Origin of the sequence: Novosphingobium aureum (assembly GCF_015865035.1) — a bacterium.
In the GTDB taxonomy this organism is placed as follows: Bacteria; Pseudomonadota; Alphaproteobacteria; order Sphingomonadales; family Sphingomonadaceae; genus Novosphingobium; species Novosphingobium aureum.
The window spans coordinates 1,047,551-1,073,119 of record NZ_JADZGI010000001.1 but is presented as its reverse complement, the minus strand read 5'-3'; the positions used below and the strand labels follow the sequence as shown (position 1 = coordinate 1,073,119).

21 protein-coding genes are annotated in these 25,569 nt (G+C 65.2%); 13 read left to right on the top strand and 8 right to left on the bottom strand.

Annotated features, from left to right (window positions below):
• Nucleotides 1-154: 154 nt before the first annotated feature.
• Nucleotides 155-2,428 (bottom strand): catalase/peroxidase HPI, encoded by a 2,274-nt coding sequence (gene katG / locus I5E68_RS05050; protein ID WP_228726836.1) that lies wholly within the window; start codon nucleotides 2,426-2,428, stop codon nucleotides 155-157.
• A gap of 1,041 nt (nucleotides 2,429-3,469) precedes the next feature.
• Here katG and putP point away from each other — a divergent pair.
• Nucleotides 3,470-4,957, top strand: coding sequence for a sodium/proline symporter PutP (gene putP / locus I5E68_RS05045; RefSeq protein WP_197161435.1), 1,488 nt, complete (start codon nucleotides 3,470-3,472; stop codon nucleotides 4,955-4,957).
• 97 nt (nucleotides 4,958-5,054) lie between these two features.
• Here putP and I5E68_RS05040 read toward each other — a convergent pair whose 3' ends face one another.
• Entirely contained in the window at nucleotides 5,055-6,434 is a 1,380-nt protein-coding gene (locus tag I5E68_RS05040) for a helix-turn-helix domain-containing protein (RefSeq protein ID WP_228726835.1), read from the bottom strand.
• 177 nt (nucleotides 6,435-6,611) lie between these two features.
• Here I5E68_RS05040 and I5E68_RS05035 point away from each other — a divergent pair, with 177 nt between their 5' ends.
• The 4 genes from I5E68_RS05035 to arsH all read left to right on the top strand — a co-directional run bounded on the left by I5E68_RS05035 (nucleotide 6,612) and on the right by arsH (nucleotide 9,883).
• Entirely contained in the window at nucleotides 6,612-8,204 is a 1,593-nt protein-coding gene (locus I5E68_RS05035; protein ID WP_197164573.1) for an isocitrate lyase, read from the top strand.
• Between the two features lie 140 nt (nucleotides 8,205-8,344).
• Nucleotides 8,345-8,521: a hypothetical protein gene (locus tag I5E68_RS05030; RefSeq protein ID WP_197161431.1), complete on the top strand. Its 177-nt coding sequence runs from the start codon at nucleotides 8,345-8,347 to the stop codon at nucleotides 8,519-8,521.
• Nucleotides 8,522-8,757: 236 nt separating this feature from the next.
• Nucleotides 8,758-9,102, top strand: a complete 345-nt coding sequence (locus I5E68_RS05025) for an ArsR/SmtB family transcription factor (protein ID WP_197161429.1) — start codon at nucleotides 8,758-8,760, stop codon at nucleotides 9,100-9,102.
• A 31-nt stretch (nucleotides 9,103-9,133) separates the two neighbouring features.
• Nucleotides 9,134-9,883, top strand: a complete 750-nt coding sequence (gene arsH, locus I5E68_RS05020; protein WP_197161427.1) for an arsenical resistance protein ArsH — start codon at nucleotides 9,134-9,136, stop codon at nucleotides 9,881-9,883.
• Between the two features lie 63 nt (nucleotides 9,884-9,946).
• On the opposite strand, the gene I5E68_RS05015 is transcribed toward arsH, so the two are convergent.
• Nucleotides 9,947-10,633 carry a Crp/Fnr family transcriptional regulator gene (locus I5E68_RS05015; RefSeq protein ID WP_228726833.1) on the bottom strand — a complete coding sequence of 229 codons (687 nt, stop codon included), beginning with the start codon at nucleotides 10,631-10,633 and terminating at the stop codon, nucleotides 9,947-9,949.
• A 360-nt stretch (nucleotides 10,634-10,993) separates the two neighbouring features.
• Between I5E68_RS05015 and I5E68_RS05010 the strand changes: the two genes are divergently transcribed.
• From I5E68_RS05010 to I5E68_RS05000, 3 genes are all read left to right on the top strand, one after another.
• Nucleotides 10,994-11,569, top strand: coding sequence for a biliverdin-producing heme oxygenase (locus I5E68_RS05010; RefSeq protein ID WP_197161405.1), 576 nt, complete (start codon nucleotides 10,994-10,996; stop codon nucleotides 11,567-11,569).
• Nucleotides 11,562-14,126: an HWE histidine kinase domain-containing protein gene (locus I5E68_RS05005; protein WP_197161401.1), complete on the top strand. Its 2,565-nt coding sequence runs from the start codon at nucleotides 11,562-11,564 to the stop codon at nucleotides 14,124-14,126. The genes I5E68_RS05010 and I5E68_RS05005 overlap by 8 nt, the downstream gene beginning before the upstream one ends.
• A gap of 160 nt (nucleotides 14,127-14,286) precedes the next feature.
• Nucleotides 14,287-14,769: a hemerythrin domain-containing protein gene (locus tag I5E68_RS05000; RefSeq protein ID WP_197161385.1), complete on the top strand. Its 483-nt coding sequence runs from the start codon at nucleotides 14,287-14,289 to the stop codon at nucleotides 14,767-14,769.
• 616 nt (nucleotides 14,770-15,385) lie between these two features.
• Here the strand turns inward: I5E68_RS05000 and I5E68_RS04995 are convergent.
• Both I5E68_RS04995 and I5E68_RS04990 read right to left on the bottom strand, forming a co-directional pair.
• Nucleotides 15,386-15,802: a response regulator gene (locus I5E68_RS04995; RefSeq protein ID WP_323982090.1), complete on the bottom strand. Its 417-nt coding sequence runs from the start codon at nucleotides 15,800-15,802 to the stop codon at nucleotides 15,386-15,388.
• A 37-nt stretch (nucleotides 15,803-15,839) separates the two neighbouring features.
• Nucleotides 15,840-16,517, bottom strand: a complete 678-nt coding sequence (locus tag I5E68_RS04990) for a sigma-70 family RNA polymerase sigma factor (protein WP_197161383.1) — start codon at nucleotides 16,515-16,517, stop codon at nucleotides 15,840-15,842.
• Between the two features lie 629 nt (nucleotides 16,518-17,146).
• Between I5E68_RS04990 and I5E68_RS04985 the strand changes: the two genes are divergently transcribed.
• The gene (locus I5E68_RS04985) at nucleotides 17,147-17,944 is read left to right on the top strand and encodes a response regulator (RefSeq protein ID WP_197161381.1); all 798 of its coding nucleotides are present in this window, start codon (nucleotides 17,147-17,149) and stop codon (nucleotides 17,942-17,944) included.
• A 181-nt stretch (nucleotides 17,945-18,125) separates the two neighbouring features.
• Here the strand turns inward: I5E68_RS04985 and I5E68_RS04980 are convergent, their stop codons facing one another.
• Nucleotides 18,126-19,826 carry a CHASE domain-containing protein gene (locus tag I5E68_RS04980; RefSeq protein ID WP_197161379.1) on the bottom strand — a complete coding sequence of 567 codons (1,701 nt, stop codon included), beginning with the start codon at nucleotides 19,824-19,826 and terminating at the stop codon, nucleotides 18,126-18,128.
• A 318-nt stretch (nucleotides 19,827-20,144) separates the two neighbouring features.
• Between I5E68_RS04980 and I5E68_RS20100 the strand changes: the two genes are divergently transcribed.
• The 3 genes from I5E68_RS20100 (at nucleotide 20,145) to I5E68_RS04965 (ending at nucleotide 23,508) form a co-directional block, all read left to right on the top strand.
• Complete coding sequence (locus I5E68_RS20100) at nucleotides 20,145-20,381, top strand: NepR family anti-sigma factor (protein WP_228726832.1); 237 nt, start codon at nucleotides 20,145-20,147, stop codon at nucleotides 20,379-20,381.
• Nucleotides 20,374-20,907: a sigma-70 family RNA polymerase sigma factor gene (locus I5E68_RS04970; protein ID WP_197161376.1), complete on the top strand. Its 534-nt coding sequence runs from the start codon at nucleotides 20,374-20,376 to the stop codon at nucleotides 20,905-20,907. Before I5E68_RS20100 ends, I5E68_RS04970 begins: the two co-directional genes overlap by 8 nt.
• Before the next feature lie 954 nt (nucleotides 20,908-21,861).
• The gene (locus I5E68_RS04965) at nucleotides 21,862-23,508 is read left to right on the top strand and encodes a DUF1570 domain-containing protein (RefSeq protein ID WP_197161373.1); all 1,647 of its coding nucleotides are present in this window, start codon (nucleotides 21,862-21,864) and stop codon (nucleotides 23,506-23,508) included.
• A gap of 122 nt (nucleotides 23,509-23,630) precedes the next feature.
• On the opposite strand, the gene I5E68_RS04960 is transcribed toward I5E68_RS04965, so the two are convergent.
• Complete coding sequence (locus I5E68_RS04960; protein ID WP_197161371.1) at nucleotides 23,631-24,233, bottom strand: superoxide dismutase; 603 nt, start codon at nucleotides 24,231-24,233, stop codon at nucleotides 23,631-23,633.
• Between the two features lie 282 nt (nucleotides 24,234-24,515).
• Complete coding sequence (locus I5E68_RS04955) at nucleotides 24,516-24,785, bottom strand: GlsB/YeaQ/YmgE family stress response membrane protein (RefSeq protein WP_197161368.1); 270 nt, start codon at nucleotides 24,783-24,785, stop codon at nucleotides 24,516-24,518.
• A 275-nt stretch (nucleotides 24,786-25,060) separates the two neighbouring features.
• Here I5E68_RS04955 and I5E68_RS04950 point away from each other — a divergent pair, with 275 nt between their 5' ends.
• Nucleotides 25,061-25,540 (top strand): RrF2 family transcriptional regulator, encoded by a 480-nt coding sequence (locus I5E68_RS04950; RefSeq protein ID WP_197161365.1) that lies wholly within the window; start codon nucleotides 25,061-25,063, stop codon nucleotides 25,538-25,540.
• Nucleotides 25,541-25,569 lie beyond the last annotated feature (29 nt).

Genomic DNA, 25,569 nt, shown 5'->3' with positions numbered 1-25,569 from the left:
GGATTGGGGCGCCCTTACGGGAAAGGGCTGCCCGGGTCAAGGTTGGCGCACCGCACCGGGCCTCGCGCGAGCCCCCCCCTCCCCTGCCGGGCAAAACGAGGAAGGCGGCACCCACCCGGGCACCGCCTTCCCGCTCACTTGGAGCCGGTCGCTATCAGTAGCGGTCGGCGTTCATCACCTTGGTCCAGGCGGCGACGAAGTCCTTGACGAACAGGTCGCCCGCATCCGCCGAGGCATAGGCCTCGGAAACCGCGCGCAGCTCGGAGTTCGAGCCGTAGATCAGGTCGACCGGGGTCGCTGTCCACTTGGCCGCACCGCTCTTGCGGTCCTTGCCCTCGTAGTAGCCCGGATTGCTGGTCTTCGACCACACCGTGTCCATCGTCAGCAGGTTGACGAAGAAGTCGTTCGTCAGCTGCCCCGGACGATCGGTCAGCACGCCGTAGCGGGTATTGCCCGCATTGGCGCCGAGCGCACGCATCCCGCCGACCAACACGGTCATCTCGGGCACGGTGAGGCCGAGCATGTCGGCCTTGTCGACCATCGCCTCTGCCGGCGCGAAGTCTGCGCCTTCGCGGTAGTAGTTGCGGAAGGCGTCGGCCTTGGGCTCGAGATAGGCGAACGAGGCGGCATCGGTCATGTCCTGGGTCGCATCGACGCGGCCCGGAGTGAACGGCACGCTCACGCTGTGCCCGGCATCAGCCGCAGCCTTCTCGATGGCAGCCGCGCCGCCAAGAACGATGAGGTCGGCCATCGAGATCGGCGCAGGCGAAGCCTTCTGGATCTGCTCCAGCTTGGCCAGCACCATCTTGAGCTCAGCCGGGTCGTTCACTGCCCACGAGGTTTGCGGGTCAAGCCTGAGGCGCGCACCGTTGGCACCGCCGCGCATGTCGGTGCCGCGATAGGTCGAGGCCGAGGCCCAGGCCGTGCGTACCAGCTGCGGGACGGTCAGCCCCGAGGCCATGATCTTGCTCTTCAGCGCCTTGGCGTCGGCCTCGCCGATCGGCTTGATGCTCGCCTTGGGCAGAGGGTCCTGCCACATGTAGGTCTCATCGGGGATGTCCGCGCCGAGGTAGCGCACCTGCGGTCCGAGATCGCGGTGCGTGAGCTTGAACCATGCACGCGCGAAGGCCTTAGCGAAGTCGTCGGGGTTCTTCTGCCACTTCTCGAGCACTGCGCGGAACGCGGGGTCCTCCTTGAGCGCGATGTCGGTGGTGAACATGATCGGCGCGTGGAACTTGCCCTCGACATGGGCGTCGGGGACCATCTGCGCGGCGGCGGGATCGGTCGGGATCCACTGCGTCGCGCCCGCCGGGCTCTTGGTCTTGACCCAATCGAAGTTGAGCAGGTTGTCGACGTACTGCGTGGTGAACTGCGTCGGGCTCGCCGACCATGCGCCTTCGAGGCCCGAGGTCAGCGTGTCCTCGGCATTGCCCTTGCCGCACTTGTTCTTCCAGCCAAGCCCCTGCGCCTCGACGCCTGCCGCGGTGGGCTCGTCACCCAGACACTCCTGCGGCTTGTGCGCGCCATGCGCCTTGCCGAAGGTGTGCCCGCCCGCGATCAGCGCGAGGGTTTCCTCGTCGTTCATCGCCATGTTGCCGAAGGCGACGCGGATCGCGGCGGCGGCCGACTTGGGATCGTGGTTGCCGTTGGGCCCTTCGGGATTCACGTAGATGAGGCCCATCGTGGTCGCGGCGAGCGACTTCTGCAGCTTGCCGTCCTTGGTGTAGCGCTCAGAGCCCATCATCTTCATCTCGGGGCCCCAGTAGACGACGTCGGGCTGCCAGGCATCGACGCGACCACCGGCGAAACCGACGGTCTTGAAGCCCATGTCCTCTAGCGCGACCGTGCCCGAGAGCACCATCAGGTCGCCCCACGAGAGCTTGCGGCCGTACTTCTGCTTGATCGGCCACACGAGGCGGCGGGCCTTGTCGAGGCTCACGTTGTCGGGCCAGGAGTTGAGCGGATCGAAGCGCTGCTCGCCGCCGTCCGAACCGCCACGCCCGTCACCCACGCGGTACGTACCGGCAGAGTGCCAGGCCATGCGGATGAAGAACGGGCCGTAGTGGCCGTAGTCGGCGGGCCACCAGGGCTGCGAGGTGGTCAGGACCTTCTTGATGTCGGCCTTGACCGCATCGAGGTCGAGGCTGGCGAATTCCTTGGCGTAGTCGAAGTCGGCGCCATAGGGGTTGGACATCGCCTCGTGCTGGCGCAGCGCCGTAAGGTCGAGGCGGTCAGGCCACCAGTCCTCGTTGGTCATGCCGCCGATCTTGGCGCGCACCGAGGTGTCTTCCTGGCTGACGGTCTCGTTCTCGACCTCGGCATGGGCTGGAAGGCTTGCAAGCGATGCCGCGCTGGCAATCAGGAGCAGCCGGAAGCTGCGCGAAAAGGGATAGTTGGCGCCGGGGCGCATTTTGGAAGTGCTGGGCATGATTGCCTCTCCACCAGTTGCTGACGAACGCTCTCTCTGCGAGCCGCACTTGTGTAGGAGCCAACCGCCCTTGCACCAAAGTGCATTGGCCCGATGAGTATGATCGGAAGGGCCGATCAAGACTGACAGGGTCTTGCAAGAATCGCGATGAGTGGCGCGTTCCGCCGCGCCGCTGCGCGGCGCGTGAAAACTGCGGTGCCGCGTGGGGACGGCCGGGAGGCGGGTTCGCTTCGGACACCGCTGGATCACCCTCGGTTTGCGGCAAGCACCTTGCCGACACCCCCGCAGCGACACCTCGACGCATCCGAACCATGAGCGAACCACGGGGCACTCTCTCGCCAGCCTATGTACAGTACACAACACAAGTCGCCAAGGGTGGATCAAGGTTACAGACGGTTCTTGGAAACAAGTGGGTGAGTCATGATCCGAAACGCGTATATTGTAGGAGTTAACAGGGAGCCTGTTCACAGACGACGACCTTCAGATCTGACAGTCCGGTTCTTTTGCATGCAAGCCTCGAGACATCTGCTTCCTTCGCAAATTCGCAAGACGACATGACAGAGCCTCAGCCAGCGCCTTGCCCTATTAGCAACTGCAGCACGACAGCCATGCCGGAATTGCCTCAGAACCTGAAATCACCATGATTTCAGGGTTTAGCGATACTCGACAATGCAGTTCGCACCGGTTCACTTGCGCGCAAGAGACATGTCCTACCGCCCCCCTGCACCTTGACTTACCTGCGACCACATCCCAATTTTTAATATTTAAGACAACTGTCACGCAAATTAATATGCATCAAGTTATCACAAGGATGCCTTCACAACTATACTATGACATTCATTGCGATGCGATATAAGTCCAAAATGAGTGCGTCACTTATTTGAACTGCAAAACTCTTCGTCAGTGACGACGAACGATCTGTCCGAAATTGCCTTCATCGAGGTTCCTTACTGCGTCGATCCGCGGTAGTTGGCGGAACATTGCTGCTTTTTTGCTCGCGAACCTTGGGTTTTGCGAAATAACGGGTTATGTCCCCGCGCCATGCAGACAGGAACCCTCATCTCACTCACCCTCTATTTCGTGCTGATGCTCGGCATCGGCCTCTATGCCTGGAAGAAATCCACCGAGGATTCCGAGGGCTACCTGCTGGGCGGGCGCAACCTGCACCCGGCGGTGGCCGCGCTCTCGGCGGGTGCATCGGACATGTCCGGCTGGCTGCTCATGGGCCTGCCCGGTGCGCTCTATGCCTCGGGACTGGTCGAGGCATGGATCGGCATCGGCCTGTTCCTGGGCGCGCTCGTCAACTGGATCGTGGTCGCCCCGCGCCTGCGCGAGCAGACAGTGTCCTACGGAAACGCCCTGACGATCCCCGAATTCCTCGCCAACCGCTTCCCCGACAAGGCAACGCTGCTGCGCGTGGTTTCGGCCGTCATCATCGTCGTCTTCTTCACCGTCTACACCGCCGCTGGTCTCGTGGGCGGCGGCAAGCTGTTCGTGACGAGCTTTGCCGGCCTGTTCGGCGATGTCGGCATGAGCGACTACATGTTCGGCATCTGGCTGACTGCGGGCGTGGTGCTTGCCTATACGATGGTCGGCGGCTTCCTCGCGGTCTCGCTGACCGACTTCTGTCAGGGCTGCATCATGGTCGTCGCACTGGTGCTGATGCCGGTCGTGGTGCTGTGGGGCGGTCAGGGCGACGGCTTTGGCCAGATGAACGTGACCCTCACCGAGATCGATCCGCAGTTCCTCTCGCTCACGCACGGGCTGACCTTCATCGGCTGGCTCTCGGCCGTCGCCTGGGGCCTTGGCTACTTCGGCCAGCCGCACATCATCGTGCGCTTCATGGCTGTGCGCAGCGTCAAGGACGTGGCGGTCGCGCGCAACATCGGCATGGGCTGGATGTTCGTCTCGCTCATCGGCGCTCTCGGCGTCGGCCTTGCAGGCCGTGCCTACATGCAGCGCAACGCCATCCCGCTCGACGATCCCGAGACGATCTTCATCGCGCTTGCCCACCTGCTGTTTCACCCGCTGATCACCGGCTTCCTGCTGGCGGCCCTGCTCGCCGCGATCATGAGCACGATCTCCTCGCAGCTGCTGGTCTCGTCCAGCTCGCTCGCCGAGGACTTCTACCGCCTGTTCCTGCGCAAGAACGCCTCGGAGCGCGAGATCGTGAACGTTGGCCGCGTCGCGGTGCTGCTGGTCTCGCTCGCTGCCATCGCCATCGCCAGCGATCCCGACTCCGAAGTGCTCCAGCTCGTCTCGAACGCCTGGGCGGGCTTCGGCGCGGCATTCGGCCCGATGATCTTCCTCGCGCTGACCTGGCGCGGGATGTCGGGTGCGGGTGCGGTCTCGGGCCTCGTCGTGGGCGCGCTGGTCGTGATCTTCTGGATCGTGATGGAATGGAACGCGAGCTTCCTCGGCGGCCCGGGCGTCTACGAGATCATTCCCGGCGTGATCGCATCGACGCTAGCCATCGTCGCGGTGAGCAAGATGACCTCGAGCCGCGCTGCCGCAGCGGCCATGGCCTGAGCCTTCGCAAGAAGGCGCCGCAACAAGGCACCAGAAAGAAGGGGCGCTTTCACGACATGTGGAAGCGCCCCTTCTCGTTTCGGCAGCCCCTCGCCCGTCAGCTTTCCGCGAAGGCGTAGGGCTGCGCGCCGCGGCGGTAGTCGTCGGCAAGGATGTCGCGCCCGATCGGGGGGACAGAGCGCGCGGCGCATTCGGGGCGGTGGCACAGGCGGCAGGTGACGCCGATCGGAGTCGGTGCCTCGCGACCCGCTTCCTCGCCGGTGACATAGGCCAGCCGGCCGGCCTGATCGGCAGCGCAGGCGAGCGCGACCGCACGCATCACGCGCGGGCGCCCCAGCCCCCCGCCCGCGCTGGTGACGGTGCGCGCGATAGAGAAATAGCGCTCGCCGCTCGGCAGTTCGAGCCACTGGCGGTGAATCTCGCCCGGGCGCCGGAAGACCTGATGCACGCTCCACAAGGGGCACCCGCCCCCGTGCGCGGCGAAGGGAAAGCCCGCCCCGTCGAGCCGCTTGGAGACATTGCCCGCCTCGTCGATGCGCAGGAAGAAGAACGGCACGCGCTCCTCGCCCGGACGCTGGAGCGTGGTGAGGCGGTGCGCGACCTGCTCGAAGCTCGCGCCGAACAGCCCGCACAGCGCCTCGATGTCGTAACTGCGCTGCTCGACCGCGCGGGCGAAGCGGGCATAGGGCATGACGATGGCCCCTGCCCCATAGGCCGCGAGCGCGCGCAGCAGCAGCGTCGCGGTCGTGCGCGAGGCGAAGCTCTCGACCCGCAGCACCTGCTTGATGTCGGCGCGCAGCGCGGTGTGGGCGATGTGCGTGGCGATGTGGAAGGTGCGACTGGGCGCATCGAGGGTATCGTCGAGCAGCAGCTGCTGGTTGTGCCGGTCGAAGCGGCGCAGCGCCCCCATCATGACATCGGGCGGGAGCGAACGCACGCGAACCCCCTTGGCCGCGAGCCAGGCACTCGCCCCGCCCGCCTGCTCGATCTCGGCCGCCAGTTCCTCGGCGCGCATGTCGAGCGGGTGGAAGTAGTTGCGCCGCGCGCCGAGGAAGCGCTGCGCCTCGCGCACCGGTTCGTTCTCGTCCGCCCCCGGCCCGGCGGCGCGCTGCTCGGCCAGCGCCTGCTGCTCGCGGGTATAGGCGCCGTGGAGCCTGAGCAGCGCTTCGGAAATGCCGGGGAAGCTCATCGCCAGATCGGAGACCTCGAGCGCGGGCAGGTCGATGTCGGCGAAGATCGGGTCGCGCAGCACCTCGGCGAGACGCCGGGCATAGTCCTCGCCGTCCTCGCTGGCGATGTCGGCGATCTCGAGGCGGTAGGTGCGTGCCAGCCGCAGGAGCATGTCGGCGGTGACCGGGCGCTGGTTGCGCTCGAGCAGCGCGACGTAGCTGGCCGAGATTTCCAGATCGTCGGCCATGGCCTGCTGGGTCAGCCCGAGCTCGCGGCGCAGGCGGCGCAGTCTTGGACCTAGATACAATGGCCTTTGCACGCTTCGCGACTCTGCCACGGATTCGCCCCCTGTAAGTCCTGTACAACTTTACAAGCTATAGCTGTAAAGTTTTACAACGTCACTCCGCAAGGCATTTCGCGCAGCAAAATTTCGCCCTACCTGCAGCTCATCGAAGACAACCACCGAATTCATGGGATGAGCACAGTGACCTACCAGAGCAAGATCACCGAAGCCGGACAGACCATCGCCGGCGAGCCCAACTGGAACGGCATCGAGGCCGAATCGGTCGCCCGCATGCGCACCCAGAACCGGTTCCACACCGGCCTCGACATCGCCCGCTACACCGCGAAGATCATGCGCCAGGACATGGCCGCATACGATGCCGACCCTGCCAACTACACCCAGTCGCTGGGCTGCTGGCACGGGTTCATCGGCCAGCAGAAGCTGATCTCCATCAAGAAGCACTTCGGCTCGACCAAGGGGCGCTACCTCTACCTCTCGGGCTGGATGGTCGCCGCGCTGCGCAGCGAGTTCGGACCGCTGCCCGACCAGTCGATGCACGAGAAGACCTGCGTCCCCGCGCTAGTCGAGGAGCTCTACACCTTCCTCAAGCAGGCCGATGCCCGCGAGCTGGGCGGCATGTTCCGCGACCTCGACAAGGCGCGAAAGGCCGGTGACGAGATGGAGGCAAAGCGCATCGAGGCCGCGATCGACGGCCACGAGACCCACGTCGTGCCGATCATCGCCGACATCGACGCCGGCTTCGGCAACGCCGAGGCGACGTACCTGCTCGCCAAGAAGTTCATCGAGGCCGGCGCCTGCTGCCTGCAGATCGAGAACCAGGTCTCGGACGAGAAGCAGTGCGGTCACCAGGACGGCAAGGTCACGGTCCCGCACGAGGACTTCATCGCGAAGATCCGTGCGATCCGCTATGCCTTCATGGAACTGGGCGTCGACGACGGGCTGATCGTGGCACGCACCGACTCGCTGGGCGCTGGCCTCACCAAGCAGATCGCCTTCACCCGCGAGGCAGGCGACATCGGCGACCAGTACAACAGCTACCTCGATTGCGACGAGATCGGCGCGGGCGAGGTCGGCCACGGCGAAGTCCTGATCAGCCGCGACGGCAAGCTGATGCGCCCCAAGCGCCTGCCCAGCAATCTCTACCAGTTCCGTCCCGGAACCGGCGAAGACCGCTGCGTGCTCGACTGCATCAACGCGCTTCGTAACGGTGCGGACCTGCTTTGGATCGAGACCGAGAAGCCGCACATCGGCCAGATCGGCGGGATGGTCAGCCGCATCCGCGAGGAAATGCCCAACGCCAAGCTGGTCTACAACAACTCGCCCAGCTTCAACTGGACGCTCAACTTCCGCCAGCAGGTCTTCGATGCCTGGGAAGGCGAAGGGCGCGACATGTCGGGCTACGACCGGGCGAAGCTGATGAGCGTGGACTACGACGGCACCGAGCTGGCGGCAGAGGCCGACGAGCGCATCCGCACCTTCCAGAGGGACGCGGCGCGCGAGGCGGGCATCTTCCACCACCTCATCACCCTGCCGACCTACCACACCGCGGCGCTGTCGACCGACAACCTCGCCAAGGAGTACTTCGGCGAACAGGGCATGCTCGGCTACGTCAAGGGCGTCCAGCGCCAGGAAATCCGCCAGGGCATCGCCTGCGTCAAGCACCAGAACATGGCCGGCTCGGACATCGGCGACGATCACAAGGAATACTTCGCCGGTGAAGCGGCCCTCAAGGCCGGCGGCGAGCACAATACGATGAACCAGTTCGCCGCATGACGCGGCAGGCCGAACCGGTCCGCGCCATGACCATGCACGGACATCTGAAATTGCCGAGCGGGGACCTGCTTCCGCTGATCCCCCTCGGTGAGCAACCCGCTCACGCCATGACAAACGCGAGCACAGGAAGGAGACGTGAAATGACCACTGCCACCGCCACGATCGAACCGGCCCGCGCGCGCGCCGTGCTTTCGAACCAGGACTTCAAGCTGCTGCAGGACGCGGTCCTGTTCTACCTGAAGGCCCACGAGGACGATCCGATCTCGTCCAAGTATTCCAGCCTCTACCACCGCCTCGGCTCGGCCTCGCGCCGCTGACCGGGGAGGCGATCGCCCCGCCCCACCCTTGCTGGGGCGATCGCCACGGTGACGGCCCGCAGAAGGCCGCGCCGAGACATCGAAGAGTTTTCCTGGGGAGGAAAGCTTGGCCCGTCGCACCCGGTGCGGCGGGCCATTTCTCTTGTGGGACGAACGCCCCGCCCTTGCCCCCACCCTCGCGCCTGCCCTGACCGTCGCGCGTTGACCGGCCCATTCCCATCGCTTATTACCGATGAATGGACACCGAAAGCGCCCTTGCCGCGCTCGCCGCGCTGGCCCACCCCACGCGCCTCGCCACTTTCCGCCTGCTCGTGCGCCATGCGCCCGAGGGCCTTTCGACCGGCACGCTGGTCGAGGCCGCCGGGCTCAGCCAGAGCACGCTCTCGACGCATCTGGCGGTGCTGGTGAAGGCCGGGCTGGTCAGCGCGCACAAGCAGGGCCGCCAGCAGATCCAGCGCGCCGAGATCTCCGCGATGAGCGCCCTCATGCTCTACCTCGTGCGCGATTGCTGCGATGGCCGCGCCGACTTGTGCGCGCCCTTGCTCGAAACCCTCTCGTGTTGCGCCCCCGCCGCCGACTGACCTCCCCTTCCCATTCACACAAGGTTTCCCCATGCGCCTTCGCGACCTGCCCGATCCCGATCACCTGCCCACGCTCGACGCGCGTTTTGCACACCGCCGCCCCGCTCTCGGCCTCGGTGACGACCAGCCGCCGCCGCGCATCCTGCTGCTCTACGGCTCGCTGCGCGAACGCTCCTTCTCGCGCCTTGCGGTAGAGGAAGCCGCGCGCCTGCTGCGCTTCTTCGGCGCCGAGGTGCGCATCTTCGATCCGCGCGACCTGCCGCTGCCCGATCAGGTGGCGGGCGACGACCACCCGGCGGTCCACGAGCTGCGCGAACATGCGCTGTGGTCGGAAGGCATGGTCTGGTGCAGCCCCGAGCGCCACGGTCAGGTGACCGGCATCATGAAGGCGCAGATCGACCATCTCCCGCTGCAGCTGCGCGGGCTGCGCCCGACGCAAGGGCGCACGCTGGCGGTGATGCAGGTCTCGGGCGGGTCGCAGTCGTTCAACGCGGTCAACACGCTGCGCCTGCTCGGGCGCTGGATGCGCATGTTCACCGTGCCCAACCAGTCCTCGGTGGCGATGGCCTACAAGGAGTTCGACGAGGCGGGGCGCATGCGTGCCTCGAGCTATTACGATCGCATCGTCGATGTGATGGAGGAACTCGTGCGCTTCACCGTGCTGCTGCGCCCGCACGCAGCGCAGCTGGTCGACCGCTATTCCGAGCGCAAGGAAGCGGGCGTGCCGCTTGGCGACGCCGAGGACCACGCCGCAGTCGCGATCGGTGCGCCGCAGGATTGAGCGCGCGCACGGGCATCATCCCGCAGCCGACGGGGATGATGCCTCGACGCGCCGCAGCACTCGTCAGGGATAGAGCCCGCCCAGCACCTTGTCGAAGTGACCTTGCACCTGCTGGTTGCACGAGCAGGCCCGCTCGCCGAGCGCATGGGCGTCGAGCACCTCGAGCCCGCCGCGCCGGGTGCGCAGCAGACCGTCGCGCTTGAAGCGCTGTAGGACGCGGCTGGCGTAGCTACGCCCGATCCCCATGATCGAAGCGAGCTGCTCCTGCGTCATCATCACCTCGGGCCGTCCGATGCGGTCGACCGTCGCGGTCAGCCACTTCGCGGCGCGCTGCTCGATGGTGTGGACCGCATTGCAGGCGATCGACTGGAACACCTGCGCCATGACGCAGTCGGCATAGCGGCAGAACAGCGAGTTGATCCCCGGCGAACTCTGCTTGAGCGCTGCGAGTTCGCGCTGCGAAATGCGGCGGAACAACCCGCCGTGCACCACGCTCGCGCGCGAATAGGCAGGCAGGTGCCCACTCGAGACCACGCCGCCCAGCGCGCCCTCGCGCCCGACCAGGATGGTCTCGACCGCCATGCCCTCCTCCATCTCCACGAAGAAGGCGCAAAGCGAGGAGCCTATGGGAAAATAACAGTAGTCGACCGCAGAACCGACCTCGAAGATGAGATCGCCACTGGCAAGATGGACATCCTGAAGGCGGCTTTCGAGCAGCTCCCTGTCTGACTGGTTGAGACAGTCAAGCAAGTCCGACCGTCGATCCGTCCTGATAGCATCCATCGTTGAGTCCTCGGGTTTTTCATATCGTTTGCAGTCCGCCGCCAGTGCCGCGAACTACGTGCTTCTCCCCATGGCGACCCCAGCCTTCGGGTATGCGGGTTCGTTGCCCCTTGTCTTGCTAACCAGCGCAGGCGGCACTGGTTCCAGACTGCGTATCTAAGTGCACAGACGGAACCCTGTTGCGCTGCTATGTGCGTACTCGGGAACATATCGGAGAGCGAAAAGTTGGCTTGAGGCGGGCGCCTGCTCGGCTGCTTGCAATCGCCACGACTTCACTTATGCGTTTCCCGCTCGGGCTCGCACCATCAGGATAAGGACAGGCCAGGAATGCTGAGCCAATTGCGCAAGGCCACAGGGCCCTCGCACGCCCGTCTCGACGAGGCGTTCGGCTCGCTCGACCTCGGTCGGGAGGCTGACCTGCGCCGTTTTCTGGGCGCGCACGCCATGGCTTTGTCCCCGCTCTTCAGTACCTTCCACCGCTTCGTCGAACGCGAACTGGCGCTTCCCTGCCCGGACTTTCCGGCAATGCTGGCGGCCGATCTCGCCGAGCGCGGCCTGCCCGTTTCGGCGCTTGTCGCGCTCGACATCCCACAGGCGGTGGTGCCCGAAGAGGGCGCTGCGGGGGTCTGCTACGTGATCGCGGGCTCGCGCCTGGGCAATGAAGTGATTCGCCGCGAGGGTTATCAGGGCCGCACCACCGGTAGTCCCTCTCGCTACATGGAGGACGATACCGGTCACGCGGTCTGGAAAGCGCTCGTCCCCTGGTTTGCGAAGCAGGAATTCAGCGCCGTCGAGGCGGCCGCGATCGAGGGCGCCGCACTTGCCGCCTTCACCACATTCGAGACGGCCTTCACCGTCAGCGCGACCCTGGAAGAGTCGCAGAAGCAGGAATTGAATGGCTGACGACACGACCAAGGTGGATCTCACCACCTGCGACCTAGAACCGATTCACATCATCGGCCGGATCCAGAGCTTCGGCTGGCTGGTCTCGTTCTCGAGCGACTGGATCATCAACCACGCCTCGGTGAACTGCGCAGAGCTTTTCGGCCTTTCGGCGCAGGAGATGATCGGCCGCTCGGCGATCGAGTTCCTCTCGCCCAGCGCGATGCACGACGTGCGCAGTCGCCTGCAGGTGCTCGGCGGGTCGGGCGCGGTCGAGCGCGTGTTCGAAGTCGACCTGCTCGCCGACGGTCGGCTGTTCGACCTCGCGGTCCACGCCTCGGGCCGCTCCTTCGTGGTCGAGATCGAGCCGCACGAGGGCGGACGCCGGCGCGACTTCGTGTCCTACGTGCGCCCGATGATCGATCGGATGCGCCAGGCGGATTCGATCGAGAAACTGTGCGCCAGCGCCGCACGCCACTTGCGCGGACTGACCGGCTTCGACCGGGTCATGGTCTACCGTTTCGAGAACGACGGCGCGGGCGAGGTGATCGCCGAGAGCCTCAACGGCATGGTCGACAGCTTCAAGGGGCTGCACTTCCCGGCCTCGGACATCCCGGCCCAGGCCCGGCGCCTCTACACCCGCAACATGCTGCGCATCATTTCCGACGTCGACGACCCGACGGTGCCGGTCATCCCGGCAACCGGACCCAACGGCGATCCGCTCGACCTTTCGATGTCGGGCCTGCGCGCGGTCTCCCCGATCCACATCGAGTACTTGCGCAACATGGGGATCAAGGCCTCGATGTCGGTCTCGATCGTCCGGCGCGGCAAGCTGTGGGGGCTCATGGCCTGCCACCACTATTCACCGCTGCGCCTGTCCTATTCGGTACGCACCGCGAGCGAACTGTTCGGCGAATTCTTCTCCTACATCCTCGACCAGAAGGAAAGCGACGCTGCCCTGCAGCTGCGCGGCGAATCCATGCGGCTGCATGACGAGATCATGGGCCGCGTCGCCAGCGGAGGCTCGCTGCTCGATGCCTTCGGCGACTTCTCCGAATCGATCGGGCGGGTGATCGGCTTCGACGGCGCGGTCGGCTGGGTCGACGGCCAGTTCATGAGCCACGGCGTCACGCCCAACAAGGAACAGTTCGTAGAGCTCGCGCGCTTCCTCAATACCGCCGGCGCGAGCACGGTGTGGGCCAGCGACAATATCGCCGCGATCTTCCCGCCCGCACAGGCCTGGGCCGACAAGGCCGCCGGACTGCTCGCTCTGCCCGTCAGCCGCAGCCCGCGCGACTACATCGTGCTGTTCCGCAAGGAGCAGCTGCGCGAGGTCCACTGGGCAGGCAACCCTGAAAAGGCGATCGAGCTCGGCCCCAACGGCGCGCGTCTCACCCCGCGCAAGAGCTTCGAGCTGTGGAAGGAGGAGCGCCGCGGCCAGTCGCTGCCCTGGACCGAGGACGAATCGGCGGCGGCGGAATCGCTGCGCATCACCCTGCTCGAGGTCGTGCTGCGCCTCGCCGACGCTGCCAACATCCAGCGCGAACAGGCCAGCCAGCAGCAGGACATGCTGATCGCGGAGCTCAACCACCGCGTGCGCAACATCCTCAACCTGATCCGCGGGCTCGTCTCGCAAAGCAAGGACGGCGCCAGCACCATCGACGAATTCGCCGAGATCGTCGGCAGCCGCATCCACGCGCTCGCCCGCGCACACGACCAGGTTACCGAGAAGGACTGGACCCCCTCCTCGCTCTACGACCTCGTGCGCACCGAGGCCGCAGCCTATGCGAGCGAAAGCGCCGACCGCGTGGTCATCGACGGCCCCGACGCGCTCGTCGCGCCGACTGCCTTCACCACCATCGCGCTGGTCGTCCACGAGCTGATGACCAATTCGTGCAAGTACGGCGCGCTGTCGAACAACACCGGACGCGTCGTGGTAACCCTGAGCCGCGGCGACGACGACGGGGTCGAGTTCGACTGGCGCGAGGAAGGTGGCCCTGCGGTCAAGAAGCCGACCCGGCGTGGCTTCGGCTCGACGATCATCGAGCGTACGATCCCGCACGAACTGGGCGGCAGCGCCTCGGTGGTATTCCCCGAACAGGGCCTGCAGGCGCTGTTCCTGGTGCCGGGCGAACATATCGCCAGCTTCGAGACGCCTGGCGCCGATCCACGCCAGGGACAGATAGAGGTCCCCGAAGGCGACGCCCTGACCTCCGGGCTGTCGCAGGGCATCGCGCTCATCGTCGAGGACAACGTGATCATCGCCATGGAAGCAGAGGATCTGTTGCGCGCAGCCGGCTTCACCGACTGCCGCGTGGCTGGCTCGGTCGCGGCGGCCTTCGACGTACTCGAGACAGGACAAGTCACTTTTGCGATGCTCGACGTCAATCTTGGCAAGGAGACCAGCGAACCGGTCGCCAAGAAGCTGCGGCTTGCGGGCATACCGTTCATCTTCGCCAGCGGCTATGGTGAGCGCGCGACACAAGGGGCCGAATTCGCCGGGGTCCCGGTCGTGACCAAGCCTTATGGCGAACGTGACGTGCGATCGGCGATCGCCCGCGCCCGCGCGGCGACCTGATCGCGCGGGTAGCGTCTCCGATACGGAGGCGGACCCGTACAAATTCCTGCAAGATTACGGAAAAAGACGATTTTCACGACGAACCGTGGAACCGGAAGGCGGGTAAACCCGTTACCGGGGGGATAGCTTCCCGCACCCCCCCCCAGGGAGAACCAGAATCATGGCTGACGCCCGCATCTTTCGCGACCTGATCTCCGATCACGACCGCCACCGCGAACTGCTCGAGAAGATCGGCGAGACGCAAGGCGACAGCGCAGAGCGCCGCGAACTCTTCGAGGAACTGCGCAAGGAGCTGCAGGCTCATGCGGCAGCCGAAGAGGAATCGCTCTATGCGACCATGCTCGCCGATCCCGAGCTGCGCGACGACGCGCGCCATTCGGTATCCGAGCACAAGGAAATCGACGACTTCCTCGGTGAGCTGTTCGAAGCCGACATGAGCTCGAGCGGCTGGCTGGTGAAGTTCAAGGACATGCGCCACCGCTACCTGCACCACATCGACGAGGAGGAGGAGGACATGTTCCCCGCCGCCGCCAAGGGCCTCTCGTCCGAGCAGGAAGCGCAGATCGCCAAGGTCTTCGAGCAGCGCAAGCCGCGCGAATTGGAAAATGCGCAGGACGAGCTTCCGGGCGACGCGCGCGAATAATTCATTCCAAGCCGAGACCTGCGACAGATGGAGCAGGTCTTGCATTGCATTCCCTCGCCACCGCGCTAAAGGGACAGGCGAGTTTGGAAACAAAGTTGGGAGAGAGCGTGCCGACCTAGGTCGAGCCCGCCTGAGGCGGGCCTTTCTTGCGGAAGCAGGGAAGGCCCAACTTCTTTGTCAGCCAAGCATCTTCTCCATCGGTCGCCTATTTTTTGCTGCACGCTGATGCTGCATGCCCGGTGCAGCAATTGCAGTCGCCCTTACGGCTGATTGCCTCCCCGCCATCGCTGCGCATCACCATGAAGCTGACCGCCTGCCGTGTGTGGATAGCGCCTCCCCAGACCGTGGGCACGGCAAGGGTCAAAGGTCACGCCTCGCAGCACGCCTGAGCGCTCACAATCCCATGCGCCCCCTTCCTCTCCTCTCCCCCATTGCCCCCAGTCCTGTCGCGCGCCCTCTGAGAGCGCAAAGTGCGCAAGCCGGGGACATCTATACCCCGGACGCAAGAACGCCCCTCCGTGCGGGGCCAGGGATCAGGGTGGCCGGGCACGAAGGGGCGTCAGGACTGTCCGGGGGGGGGGCAGGACAGTCGGGGGTCTGGTATGTCGCGCGGGAATCAGGCCGCGCTACGGACGGCCTCCAGTCCGGCTGGCCGGTGCGCGCCTTCGTGGTGCAGTCCGAATTCTATCGCGCCCAGGATCGCCTCGCGGGTGAAGGGCTTTTGTACGACGCCCACTGCAGTCGCAGCAGGGTCGCCGATCTGCGCCGGGTTGGCGGTGACGTAGATCACGGGAATGCCGTAGCGCTCGGACAACTGGCGCGCGACGTCCGGCCCGGTGAGCCCGTCGCGCAGGTTGAGATCGACCAGCGCGATGTCGGGCGCCTCGCTCAGCTTGGCCAGCGAGCGGCTGTCCGGCAGGGTGGCGGCAACAACATGGCCACCATCCTCGAGAATGTCTTCCAGCTGCAACGCGAGGAGAAACTCGTCCTCGACGATCAGCACGCGCGCTTCACTGGAGTGCAGACGGGTCACGACCTGTATTCCTTGGTATTACCGATCTCGCGCCGGCTCATGCGGCGATGCGAACAGCCTTGTTGAGGTGATGGGCGGACAGGTCGGCCTGTTCGATGTTGGCGACCTTCGAAAGCTCGGCGAAAAAGGCGTCGATCGCCTCGCCGGTGAGCACGAAGTCATGGCGCGAGTCGGGCAGCTGGCCCGATTCGATGATCTTCGAGAGCATCGCACGTGCGCGGCAGATGCGGCTCTTCACGGTGCCCAGGGCAATCCCGCAGATATCGGCGATTTCCTCGTAGGAAAGGTGCCCTGCAGCGACCAGCACCAGCGCCTCGCGGTAGTTGTCGGGGATGGCCGTCAGTGCACGCAGCACGTCGGCAAGCTCCACCGCGCTTTCCTGCGCCGCGTCGGTGCGCAGGATGCGCTCGGCGGCCAGCTCGTCGTATTCGCCATGGAAACGGGCGCGGCGCGCTTCCGAATAGAAGTGGTTGCGCAGGATGGTGAAGGTCCATGCCTTGAAGTTGGTGCCGGCGGCATAGCGCTCGCGAGCGGCCCAGGCGCGCAGCATGGCTTCCTGGGCAAGGTCGTCGGCACGATCGCGGTCGCCGCACAGGCCGCGCGCGAAAGCGCGCAGGTGTGACGCGACATCAGCGAGTGCACGCTTGAAGTCCCGATCCGACAGCGTCGTGATTTCCTGCTTTGCTTCAGGGGCGTCGCTTGCTGCTGCGGTCATCTGGGTTAACCCTCCGTTGGAATCCGATGGCAGGCAAACGCGAGCGCGACCCGGAAAGTTCCCCAAGTCGTTCACATCCCGACGCTTACAGGCAACGACTCGCGGCCGCGTTGTCAGCCTTCTGGCGGAAAACCCCAAGGAACCGGGGCGATTCCGCAGGATCGACACAACCGCATAAAAAAATGCGTGAAGGCTGCTGCGGGAACATAAGTCGCGCCCGGGCTTTGAGGGCCAAGATGATTTGAGGTCCGGATACTTTGAGGCCTCCGCTCACATCGGTGAGCGGAGGCCTCAGGGATCACGTCGCCGCTCGGCCTGCGGGGGGTGGGGGTGAGAGCCGGGCGGTGACACGAGGATAACGCAGCAAACACCGGACCGTTCCAGACCAGAGCCCCGGAGCCGAAAAATTTTCCGGTTGCCCTGCGCGCCACGCGGAGTCAGACATTTTCGCGGGGCGGCGGATCGCAGCTTCGGGAACTGCTGCAGCGTCGACAGGTTCTGACGGCTCTGGAACGGAAGGCTCTGCGATCCAGCCATCCAGACGGTACCGGCGAGAGAGCCGTGCTGGCAATGCCGCCAGCCCGGCCCGATCCCGGTAGCGCAACAAGTAACGAGGACGAGGAAGATTCATGTCCGTCTCTGACCAGATTGCCATTCAGTTGCCTTATCTGCGCCGCTACGCCCGCGCGCTCACCGGCTCGCAGCAGTCGGGCGACACCTATGTGCGCGCGACGCTAGAGGCCGCGCTTGCGGACAATGCCCTGCGCGAGCAGATCGCCGGCAACCGCGCCGCGCTCTACGCGGCCTTCACCCGCATCTGGTCGACCGGCCACGTTGAGGGCACGGCCCCCGAAGATCCTGCGGCAGTACCGCGCGAGCTGGCGGCGCAGTCGCGCCTCGCGACGATCGCCCCGGCGCACCGACAGGCACTGCTGCTCACCACGGTCGAGGAATTCTCGCACGCCGACTGTGCAACGATCCTTGGCACGACGACCGAGGAGGTCGATGCGCTGGTCAGCCAGGCAGTGCGCGAGATCGAGGGCGAGAGCGCAACCCGCGTGCTCATCATCGAGGACGAGCCGCTCATCTCGATGCAGCTCGAGGGGCTTGTCTCCGACCTTGGCCACACCGTCGTCGGCACCGCTGCCACGCGCACGCAGGCCATCGAGATCTTCGAACGCGAACCGGCTGGGCTGGTCCTCGCCGACATCCAGCTCGCCGACGGCAGCTCGGGGATCGACGCGGTCGAGGACCTGCTCAAGCTGGGTGACGTGCCGGTGATCTTCATCACCGCCTACCCCGAGCGTCTGCTTACCGGCGAGCGGCCCGAGCCGACGTACCTCGTCACCAAGCCGTTCCAAGAAAACACCGTGCGCGCCGCAATCAGCCAGGCGCTGTTCTTCACCGAGCGCGCACCCGCCAGCTAAGCTGCGCGGACACGTAGCAAGCGACACAGGAAGGGGCCGCGGACCGAGAGGTTCGCGGCCCCTTCCTCGTTTGTACGGAGACGGCTAGGACCGTGCAGGCACGCAAGGCGGGTCGCCTTGCCAGACGCTGACATGGGGATGGCTGCCGAAGGCGCGTGGCGCCGTAGGCAGCACGCTTCATTCAGGCCGGTTCGGTCGCTTCCGTCAAGGCGCGGCGCTTCTGGGCGCGCAGGGCGAACTCGCGCGCATTGCGCACCGGGACCATCAGGCGGCACTCGACCCCTTCGGGCTTGAAGCGCAGGTCGACCTCGGACTTGAGCTCGTGCGCGACGATCTTTTCGATCAGGTCGCGCCCGAAGCCGCGCTTGGACGGCTCGACCACCGGCGGGCCGCCCTCCTCGCGCCAGTCGATCTCGGCAAGATCGTGCGACAGCAGCTGCCAGTTGACGTGAATGCGCCCACCAACGGTGCTCAGCGCGCCGTACTTGGCCGCGTTGGTGGCCAGTTCGTGGATCGCGAGGCCCAGCGACATCGCATCGTTCGGGGCCAGCTTGATGTCAGGGCCCGTCATCTCGACGTGGCTCTCGTTGCCCTCCATGTAGGGCGCGAGCTCGGAGCGCACTACATCGCCCAGCGCGGCAAAGCCCCAGTCCGACTGCGAGAGCAGGTCGTGCGTCGCCGAGAGCGCGCGGATACGCGCGGTGAGGCTCTGCGTGAAGTCGTCGATGTCCTTCGATCGACGCCGGGTCAGCGCGGCAATCGAGAGCACGTTGGCCAGCGTGTTCTTGACCCGGTGGTTGAGCTCGCGGGTCAGCGAATCGCGGATCGAGGCCTGGCTCGAAAGCCATTCGAGCACCTGCCGGTCCTCCGCCGCACGCTTCGTGATCAGGCGTCCGATGGCCATGACCATGAGCGAGGCAATCGCCCCGAAGAACAGCGTGATGCGCGAGAGCGCCGAGAGCGATCCGCCCTTGCGGTCGCGCACCTGCAGCACCCAGGTATGGCCAGCGACATCGAGCCGGCGCTGCAGGATCAACCCGCCCGTGCCATCGACCAGCCGCTGGGCGAGCAGGTTCTCTGGCGCGACCTTGTCGTCGTAGATCGCCAGTTCGAGATTGTCGTTGCGATAAAGCTCGGCTGCCGAGGTCAGGAAGGTATCGGCCTGGAACGGGCTATAGATGAAGCCCTTGGCCCGCTTGCGCCCGTTCGTTTCGGTGACCACCGGCATGTAGATGAGAAAGCCCGCACGATCGGGTTCGCCCACGTTCTGCACGAGGTGCACCTTGCCCGTCGCGATCGGACGGCCCAGCGCCAGCGCCTTGTCCATCGCCGCGCGGCGCACCGGCTCGGAATACATGTCGTAGGCAATTGCGCGCTGGTTCATGTTGGTGAGCGGCGCGAGATAGACGATCGGGGTCGTCACCCTGCGCTGACCGCCGGGACGCGGGCGCACCACGAAGTCGACGTCGACATTGCCCTTCTCGAGCTGGTCGACCTCGAAGCGGGCAAGTCCCGAGGCGGGCACCAGCGGCGCCCAGCCGATGCCCAGCGAGCCGTAGAGGTTACCCTCGCCCTGCATGTCGCCGACGAATTCGGAGAACTGCTGCGGGGTGACCTCGCTGCGCGTCGCGAACAGCGCGCTTGCCGCGCGCAGCACCGCAATGTTCTCGGTTATCCTGCGCTGCAAGGCCGAGGCCATTTCGGTCATGTTGCTGGCGAGCGCGACATGGCGCGCCTCGCGGTCGGCGCGCTCGATCGCCATGACCGAGACCGCCGTGGTCACGCTGGCGATCACGAAGAGCAGGAACGGCCAGCCACGCGGGTACTTGTGGAACCACGCCTGTTTCTCGACCCTGTCCAGCAGAGGCTGGTCAACAACCACGATAGTCCTCGTCTGAACGTCCTGAATTGTTCACTTTTGCCCCTAACCGTTCCAGTGCCCGAAAGCGAGTGTCTATCGGGTTCCCGGCTGCGCTTATTCCACCGATGTCATTCGAGACGGTGTCCGGGCGAGCCGTCGAAAGTCCGAAGCAAAGCCTGACCGAAACAATGCGTTGCGGGATGGGGAACCAAGCAAGGGCACGAAGGTTCCCCAATACAGATGCGGGCAAATGGCCGGGTAGCGCCGACCCTGCCACCCTTGCCCCGCCTCGCGCCATGACATGCGGACCGCAGATCTCCGCCATGGACGCGACTTCACTTGACCCCGCACGGCGAAGACCGCATTGAACGCTTGATCAAGGAGTTGGCTTTGTCACAGCCCAAGTCAAATGGCGAGACCGGCAGAATGCCGGGCCTGCCGCCGGAAGTCCGCCGAGACGGCGAACCCGGCTGGGCGGGCGGCTTGAGGAAGCTGTACAACTCCGTGGTGGACGAACCGCTTCCGGACAGCTTCAAGGACCTCCTTAAGAAGCTGGACGACAGCGGCGATGCCTGACCGTATCGATCCCACCAGCGCCGACGAAGGCTTCCGCCGCGAACTCATGGGTGTCCTGCCGCACTTGCGCGCCTTCGCGCGCGGCCTTTGCGGACGCCACGACTTCGCCGACGACCTCGTGCAGGAAACCGCGGTCAAGGCCTGGACGGCGCGCGAGCGCTATCAGGCGGGCACCAACATGCGTGCCTGGACCTTCGCGATCCTGCGCAACCACTATCTTTCCGAACTGCGCAAGTCCAAGCGCCAGACCGACCTCGACGAGGGCGTGGCCGAACGCATGCTGGTGATGGAGGCCGACCAGGAAGGTCCGCTCCATCTGGGCGACATGGAAAGCGCTCTCCAGAAGCTCGCGCCCGAACGGCGCGAGGCGGTGATCCTCGTGGGCGCCTCGGGCTTCAGCTACGAGGAGGCCGCCGATATCGCCGGTTGCCCGATCGGCACGATGAAGAGCCGCGTCGCCCGCGCACGCGCCGACCTCGCCAAGATGCTCCAGACCGAACCCGAAAAGGCCGCCGCCAGCCGCTGAGCGGCGGCGCGCCGCGCCGGCCCGGCCATTGCGTGTCATGGGCTGGCTCGGCGGCGTGGACAAATCCGGCGGTGAGTGGATGGTGTGACAGGGGTGCCTAGCCCCCTGCCGGCATCGAACTGTTCGGCGCACTTGCTTGCACGAGGCCAGGCACACAACGCCTCGTCATTCCCGAGCAGGCGGCAATCCAGACAGCGCAGCGCTTCGCCTCAAGACCAGTTGTTAGAAGTTGCGCAGCGCGCGCGAGGCAATTTTGATCAAAAGGTTGAAGCTGGATTCCCGCCTTCGCGGGAATGACGAAGATGGGTGGGAAGCAGACGTTCACCGCACACGTTTCGCGAAGCTTATTCGCAGACTAACGATGTTGGGGACTTTCGCTTCTTGTCGCGGAGAGTAGGTCAGCCAGCTCCTCGGGAGTGAGGCGCGAAAGTTCATCTCCAGCGGCATCGCTTGCTTCCTTGCTCCCGTTTCCTTCCCCATGAATGACGTAGCGCCCAGCTTTTGGGCTGAGGAAAAAAAAGAAGGGTGAGGCGGGATTGTCCTGTGAGGAAACGACCACAATTGAGTGCCGATCATCGCAACTGTAGACAATCCAATTCGTGCCTCCGAATTGCAGACTTACCGGCCCAGTGAAGCACTTCATCGGAGTAACAGCAGGCTGTTGAGCGGTTGCGACATGGGAAGGTTGCCCGGATGCGGCCCTCCCGAACAATCCCATTGCGATAACCATGAGAAGACGAACAAACATGGCACAACGTAGCATGTATCTAAGCGTCCGCAATGGGGCGAAACCGGACGTTTGCTCTTGTCCGTGCCGCTCAGGCAGCGCAGCCCCTAAGAGTTTACAACTACACAAAGCCTAGCTGGTTGAAACCCCTCCAGAACGGAGACGCATTTACTTTCCCGAAATCCCCCGTCACTATTCAAAAACGTGAGTGAGATCAGGGGGATCACGTGAATAAATTGAAATGGCAGGCAGCCCTTCGCGCGCCGGTTCTGGGCGCGGCGCTGGCGCTGCTTGCATGGCCCGGGACCGCGCTTGCCGATTGGTACCGTGCCGACAGCGATCACTTCATCGTCTACGCCAACGACAGCTGGCGCGACATCGAGGACTTCACGAAGGACCTCGAGCGGTTTCACGTGGCCATGGCCCGCACTACCGCGACCGAGGTCACCGTACCCAGTCCCTCGAACCGGGTGACGATCTACGTCGTGCGCAGTGCCAAGGAAGTGCGCGAGATCCATGGCGGCGATTCGAAGTATCTCAACGGCTTCTACCTGCCGCGCGCCGGCGGCTCGCTGGCGATCGTGCCGCGCATTGGTTCGGGCTCGTCGACCCGCGACGTGGCGATGATCACGCTGCTCCACGAATACGCGCACCATTTCCTGATCTCGGCACAGCGCCAGCAGATGCCGCGCTGGGTTTCCGAAGGCGGCGCCGAATTCTTCGCCTCGGTCAACTTCCTGAAGGACGGCACCGTGCAGATCGGCCGCGCCGCGCAGCATCGCGGCTACGAGCTGTTCAATGCCGAGCCCGTGCCCGTCGAGGAACTGCTCGACCCCGCAGTCTACGAGGCGCGCGAGCACAAGCGCTACGATGCCTTCTACGGCAGGGCCTGGCTGCTCTACCACTACCTCACCTTCAGCAAGGAACGCGCAGGCCAGCTCACCGCCTACCTGCGCGCGCTAGCCTCGGGTACCGACGAGCGCGAGGCCGCACTGCAGGTCTTCGGCGACTTCGACGCGCTCGACGACGAACTCGGCCATTACCTGCGCCAGCGGCGCATCATGATGATGGAGCTCAAGGGCAGCAGCGTGCCCACCGGGAAGATCGCGATCACCCAGCTGAGCGAGGGCGAGGCGGAAATCATGCCGCTCAGGATACGCTCCAAGCGCGGCGTCGATCTCGAACAGGCCAGGGAACTGCTCGGCGAGGTTCACGAGATCGCGGCGGCCTATCCCGACGATCCCGGCGTGCTGAGCGTACTGGCCGAGGCCGAGCACGACGCGCACAACTATCAGGCCGCGGTGGATGCCGCCGATCGCGCCATCGCGCTCGATCCCACCCGCACCAATGCCTATGTCCAGAAGGGCTATGCACTCTTCGCGCTGGCGCGTGACACCGAAGGAACGGGCGCCAAGCGGGCAGAAGCCTACAAGCGCGCGCGCGAGCCGTTCATCGCGCTCAACCGGATCGAGAACGACCACCCGCTGCCGCTCGTGTGGTTCTACCGCAGCTATGTCGAGAGCGGCAAGGATCCCAGCGAACTGGCGCTGCGCGGACTGGTGCGTGCCTCCGAACTTGCCCCCTTCGACCTCGACCTGCAGATGCAGGTCGCGCTCGCGCTGATCCCGGCGGGTTATCAGGACGTCGCTGCGTATCACCTCGGCCCGGTCGCGCACAATCCGCACGGCGGTTCGGGCGCGGCAGCCGCGCGTGCGCTGCTCGAGCGGCTGGAGCGCGAGCCCAAGTGGGACGGCAAGGACATCGGGGCGGTGATGGCACAGGCCTTCTCCGATCCCGAGGAGGACGCGCCCCTGCCCGGTCCCGAAAGCGCGCCCGAAGGCGAGGAGCCCGACGGCAAGGCCAGTCACGACTGAGCGCCAGCCGAAGATCTGCCCACACGAAAAAGCCCGCCTCCCTGCAAGGGAAGCGGGCTTTTTGCTTGCTGCGACACCCCCGTGCCGGACCGTCAGGCCCGACGCGGGAGATCACGCGGCGATCAGGCCGGGTAGGTCCAGGCCGTGCCGCGGTCGAAGTTGTCGCTGGCGAACTTCCAGTTGATCAGGTTCTCGAGCACCGCCTTCACGTAGGCCGGGCGCTTGTTCATCTGGTCGATGTAGTAGGCGTGCTCCCACACGTCGATGGTGACGAGCGGGTTCACGTCGGAGGTGATCGCGGTCTCGGCGTCGTGGGTCGAGATAACCTTGAGCTTGCCGCCGTCGACGACGAGCCATGCCCAGCCCGAAGCGAAGTGGCCGACGGCCTCGTTGGTCAGTGCCTCGAGCAGCGCGTCCATCGAACCGAAGTCGTTCTTGATGGCGGTTGCGAGGCTCTCGCTCGGCTCGGTCTTTTCGGGGCTCAGGCTCATCCAGTAGAAGCCGTGGTTGTAGGTCTGCGCCGCGTTGTTGAACAGGCCGCCCGACGAGGACTTGGTGATTTTCTCGACCGACTTGCCGGCATTGTCCGTGCCCTCGATCGCAGCGTTCAGCTTGTCGACGTAGGCCTTGTGGTGCGCGCCGTGGTGGATCTCGAGGGTCTTGCTCGAGATGTGCGGTTCGAGTGCGTCGTGCGCGTAGGGCAGCGGCATCAGGGCGATGGTCATGGCTAGGTATCCTGTTCTCGAGTTATCAACGGCGTGACAAGCGCGCCCCGCCAGGCCACTTCGCGAAGGAGCCGAGGACGCCTTGAAAACACAGCGCCTATGTCTGTGTTTAGGCGTCACAATTCAAGCGTGCAAAAGTGGCATTTTCATTTCGGTGTACGACTGGCGGTCAATAAGGCCGCCAGTGCGGGCGCAAAGCCCGTTCGCACGACAGGGCGAACCTTGCGGTCCGCCCTGCAGCGCCAGTCCCGATCAAGTCGGAACCATGTCGTGGGTCAGGTCTTAGCGAACCGAACCGCGACGGAAGAGGTTGACGATCGCCAGCAGGACAACCGCACCAAGGAACGACGAGATGAGCGACATCAGGTCGAACGAACCACTGGTGATCGGGGCACCGCCGATGAGCGGGGTGATCACGAAACCTGCGATGACGGCGCCGACGATGCCAACCACGATGTTGAGGAAGATACCCTGCTGCGCATCCGTGCGCATCACCATCGAAGCGAGCCAGCCAAGAATGCCGCCAACCAGAAGTACGAGAAGAAGCGTCATGTGTCCGTCTCCGAATTTGCTTGTTTGTTGATTGAGTAACGGCGCTCCCCTTCATCGGGTTCCGGAAAACTCGACTTGAGGTTACTTTTTTAACCAGGAACCTTTCCGCGCCTCGCACTTCCCGCCCGATTGCCAAGCGATGCCCGGCACTTGTTATCGCCAACCGCTCGCCAGCTGCTCGAGCGGCTTGACGCCGGGGGCGCTGGCAGCCCAGAAACGCAGATCCTCCGGGCGCCGCCGCGTCACGGGGCCAGAGGCAGCCAGTCCAACCAGCCATGCTTTCGCAAAAGACGCGCTACACGATCCGGGCCATGCAGCACCTCGCCGATCACTACGGCGAAGGGCCGGTGCCGCTTGTCGACATTGCCGATACGCAGAACATCCCGGCCAAGTTCCTGACCGTGATCCTTTCCGAGCTCGCCCGCTTCGGGCTGGTCGACAGCCAGCGCGGGCGCGAGGGCGGATACTGGCTGGCGATCGCGCCGATCGACATCACTTATGGCGACCTCCTGCGCACGATCAGCGGCTCGCTCGCACTGGTGCCCTGTGCCAGCCGCTTCGCCCACGAGACCTGCAAGAACTGCCTGCCCGAGACCGAATGCCGGGTGCGCGCGCTCATGCTGCAGGTACGCGACGCGACCGCGCAGCTGCTCGACGGGGTGCGCCTGTCCGATCCCATCGCACTGGCACCCGCCAGCGAGGACGAGACGATGATGCACCCGGACAGCCCCTCGTCTCTCGACATCGAGGCCTGATCCTGCGAGACCGCCGCCAGAGGCGAGAG

What these genes read in the sequence shown, in the direction of transcription:
- I5E68_RS05030 (WP_197161431.1), top strand. Translation starts at nt 8,345, where the DNA reads ATGACCACTGCCACCGCCACGATCGAACCGGCCCGCGCGCGCGCCGTG.
- putP (WP_197161435.1), top strand. Translation starts at nt 3,470, where the DNA reads ATGCAGACAGGAACCCTCATCTCACTCACCCTCTATTTCGTGCTGATG.
- katG (WP_228726836.1), bottom strand. Translation starts at nt 2,428, where the DNA reads ATGCCCAGCACTTCCAAAATGCGCCCCGGCGCCAACTATCCCTTTTCG.
- I5E68_RS04985 (WP_197161381.1), top strand. Translation starts at nt 17,147, where the DNA reads ATGTCCGTCTCTGACCAGATTGCCATTCAGTTGCCTTATCTGCGCCGC.
- I5E68_RS04950 (WP_197161365.1), top strand. Translation starts at nt 25,061, where the DNA reads ATGCTTTCGCAAAAGACGCGCTACACGATCCGGGCCATGCAGCACCTC.
- arsH (WP_197161427.1), top strand. Translation starts at nt 9,134, where the DNA reads ATGCGCCTTCGCGACCTGCCCGATCCCGATCACCTGCCCACGCTCGAC.
- I5E68_RS04960 (WP_197161371.1), bottom strand. Translation starts at nt 24,233, where the DNA reads ATGACCATCGCCCTGATGCCGCTGCCCTACGCGCACGACGCACTCGAA.
- I5E68_RS04955 (WP_197161368.1), bottom strand. Translation starts at nt 24,785, where the DNA reads ATGACGCTTCTTCTCGTACTTCTGGTTGGCGGCATTCTTGGCTGGCTC.
- I5E68_RS05010 (WP_197161405.1), top strand. Translation starts at nt 10,994, where the DNA reads ATGCTGAGCCAATTGCGCAAGGCCACAGGGCCCTCGCACGCCCGTCTC.
- I5E68_RS05000 (WP_197161385.1), top strand. Translation starts at nt 14,287, where the DNA reads ATGGCTGACGCCCGCATCTTTCGCGACCTGATCTCCGATCACGACCGC.
- I5E68_RS04990 (WP_197161383.1), bottom strand. Translation starts at nt 16,517, where the DNA reads ATGACCGCAGCAGCAAGCGACGCCCCTGAAGCAAAGCAGGAAATCACG.
- I5E68_RS05025 (WP_197161429.1), top strand. Translation starts at nt 8,758, where the DNA reads ATGGACACCGAAAGCGCCCTTGCCGCGCTCGCCGCGCTGGCCCACCCC.
- I5E68_RS04970 (WP_197161376.1), top strand. Translation starts at nt 20,374, where the DNA reads ATGCCTGACCGTATCGATCCCACCAGCGCCGACGAAGGCTTCCGCCGC.
- I5E68_RS05005 (WP_197161401.1), top strand. Translation starts at nt 11,562, where the DNA reads ATGGCTGACGACACGACCAAGGTGGATCTCACCACCTGCGACCTAGAA.